The sequence below is a fragment of the Longimonas sp. genome, assembly GCF_046498435.1.
Lineage (GTDB): Bacteria > Bacteroidota > Rhodothermia > Rhodothermales > Salinibacteraceae > Longimonas.
In genome coordinates this window covers 1-2,714 of the sequence record NZ_JAWOAR010000359.1, presented here as the reverse complement: position 1 = coordinate 2,714, position 2,714 = coordinate 1, and the positions used below count along the sequence as shown (strand labels likewise).

At 62.3% G+C, this 2,714-nt stretch carries 3 protein-coding genes and 1 pseudogene; 1 reads left to right on the top strand and 3 read right to left on the bottom strand.

Features of this window, described 5'->3' with window-relative positions; translation table 11 throughout:
- Positions 1-51: 51 nt before the first annotated feature.
- From R6U20_RS14140 to R6U20_RS14130, 3 genes and pseudogenes are all read right to left on the bottom strand, one after another.
- Positions 52-417, bottom strand: a pseudogene (locus tag R6U20_RS14140) (amino acid permease); the annotation flags it as partial.
- Positions 418-453: 36 nt separating this feature from the next.
- Positions 454-2,094, bottom strand: a complete 1,641-nt coding sequence (locus tag R6U20_RS14135) for a potassium channel family protein (RefSeq protein WP_410338482.1) — start codon at positions 2,092-2,094, stop codon at positions 454-456.
- Between the two features lie 110 nt (positions 2,095-2,204).
- Entirely contained in the window at positions 2,205-2,624 is a 420-nt protein-coding gene (locus tag R6U20_RS14130; protein ID WP_410338484.1) for a TonB-dependent receptor domain-containing protein, read from the bottom strand.
- A gap of 15 nt (positions 2,625-2,639) precedes the next feature.
- On the opposite strand from R6U20_RS14130, the gene tnpB reads away from it, so the two are divergent.
- A partial coding sequence (tnpB, locus tag R6U20_RS14125; RefSeq protein WP_410338483.1) for an IS66 family insertion sequence element accessory protein TnpB occupies positions 2,640-2,714 on the top strand: 75 nt, incomplete at its 3' end.

Sequence of the window (2,714 nt, the reverse complement as noted above, 5' to 3'; positions counted from 1 at the left end):
CGGCTACTGCGGCTCTTGGATTCGCAGGCTAACTGCTGGGTGCGCTGGGCGGCCCTGCGCACCCAGCAGGTAGCCTGCGAATCCAAGAGCCGCAGTAGCCGCCGAGGCGCTCTTGGCCGCCAGGTACATCCAGCCCGCCGTAAAGCCAAATCGGGCGCCCAGATACTCGTACCCATACTCATACGTGCCGCCGCTGACGGGATGGTTGGCGGCCAGTTGGGCGCTGCTAAAGGCGTTGCATGCCGCCACGCACGCCGCAATGGCGATGGCCAGCATGACTGCGGGCCCCGCAATCCCCGCCGCGATGCCAATGCTCACGAACACGCCGGTGCCCACCATGGAGCCGAGCCCCAGGAGCACAGCACCAGGTACGCCGATGGCACGGACAAGACGAGGGGCATTGCTTGAGGAAGCCATACAGACTGGAGATCAGCAAGGGGGGGCGAAGCAAGGTCAGGTGCGAGCCATCGACACGAAGCGGTTCAGCGCTTCATCGCTCCCGGCAACGAGAAGGCAGTCGTCAGACTGCACCACGAAATCGGGGCCCAGATCGCGAAGCAGGTGGCCGTCGCGTTCGGCAGCAACCACCGTGCACCCGGTGCGGGCGCGCACGTCAGCGTGGCCCAGACTCTGCCCCGCCAGCCGTGGTGCACTAATGCGAATGACGTTGAACTGCGTGCCGGGCGAAAGGGCCTGTTCGTCTTGCATGAGCAGCGAAAAGATCATGCGTCCGGTTACGGTAGGCAGCGCCAGCACGTAGTCGGCCCCAGCGCGATAGAGGTTCGGCACGATCTCGGTGCGATTGGCACGAGCCACCAGCTCCAAGTCGGGATTCATGTGCCGCAGTACCAGCGCGGCATACATGCTGGTGGTGTCATCATCCAGAGCCAGAATGAAAGCATCGGCAGTGTCCGTCCCAGCACGACGCAAGGTGTCCTCATCGGCTATGTTGCCAACGACGTCGACGCCGGGCTGGTCGGTACGGTCGATTATGGTGTAGGGAATGTCGTGGCGCTCGAGCATGCGCGCGGCGTGCTGCCCCACCACTCCGTATCCGCCAATAATGACATGCTCGGGCGGATGCGCTTGCGGTGATGCGGTGCGCAGCTTCAGGGCCGAGATGCGGTCATGGTTGCTGGCTGCTACGAGGATGGTGTGCGGCTCCAGGCGATGCTGAGGGTCGGGTGAGGGGATAAACTGGCCGTCGTTCCACAGCCCAATAATCGTAACGCCTGTTTCGTCGCGCAGGCCCGAGTCGGCAAGGGTGGTGCCCGCCAGATCGCTGCCCGGCTGTACGAGCAATTCGGTCAGCTCCAGGTCGTTGTCGAGGGCGAGCGAGTCGTGCAGCTCGGCGGATATTGAGGTGGCGGCCTTCTGCGCCAGGCGCGTTCCCATCACCTGGCGCGGGCGCACAATGTGATCGGCCCCGGCATAGCGATGATAGCGCGCCACGTCATCGTCCTCGACTACGGTAATAACAGGGGCTTCTGGATGTACATGCTTGGCCGAGAGAATGGCGGCGGCGCTGTGCTTCCCATCGGCGTCGATGACCAGCGCGCGGGCCTCGGCCAGGCGGGCGGCCTCCAGGGTATCATGCTCTTCGATACGGCCCCAGATCACGTTGATGTCATTGCGCTTTAGGCGATTCAGAGCATCGCGGTCGTCTTCCACAACCAGGTACGGCACCGACGCTGCTTCGAGTTCGTTTCGCAGCACATCTTCGTTCGAGGTGCGTGCCCCAATGATGACATGGTTGGTGCAGTCGGTCGTGGTGGGGGGCGTATCTTGAAGCGCGCGCTTAAACATGGGCGTGACGAAGAGCGGCAGCGCCAAAAACACCAGCAGCACGCCCGTCATGTTCATGGCAATGATAAGCAGGTTCATGAAATCGCTCTCCCAGGGCGCATTGCCCCCGAATCCTGCAGTCGTAATGGATTCGATAACCACCTGCAGCGCCTGTAGATACGACACGGACGTGCCCTCCAGCGTAGCCATGCCGACTTGGTAAGTCAGCGCGTACCCCGTAAGAAGCGTGAGCACTGTTGCCGCGGCCCAGATGCTACGCGAGCGCCAGAATATCGAGAAGCGGCTCATTATCGAAGCGGGTGTAAGCAAAGCCTTCGGCGGGACATATAATACCGCTTTCCAAACTCCGAGGAGGCCCCCTAAAGTTTCGAAGGCATCGGTCGGGCCGGTCATGCGGTCTACAGCGTAACCGTAACGCCGGCTTGCACCGTGCGGCCTACGCCGGGCTCGTAGAAGTTATCATTGGCATTAATGGATACGGAGCCGATGTAGGATGCGTCGAAGGCGTTGCCAACTTCAACATACGGACGCACGGTCGTTTGCCCGAGCGTCGTATCCGTAAGGCCCACACGGATGTCCGTAAGCGCATAGCCATCGATGCGGGCGGTGTTGGCGTTGTCGGCAAAGTAGCGGTCCACTGCCGTCCACGACAGGCGCATCCACACGGGGCCGCGCTGGGCGGTAGCCTGTGCGGAAAAGCGCTGATCGGGCACACCGGGTACGCGGTTGCCGTTGAGGGCGTCGGTGCCGTCGAAGACGATGCGGTTGGCCGTGTACGACGTCTGGAGCGAGAGCCACGGCTGCGCCTCCCACTGCACGGCCAGTTCACGATCGTGTTCCGTTCGAAACGCGGGGACAGGTTGAAGATTTTGGTTTGGGACGGAACAGGTCTCGTGATGGTCTACAAA

What these genes read in the sequence shown, in the direction of transcription:
- R6U20_RS14135 (WP_410338482.1), bottom strand. Translation starts at nt 2,094, where the DNA reads ATGAGCCGCTTCTCGATATTCTGGCGCTCGCGTAGCATCTGGGCCGCG.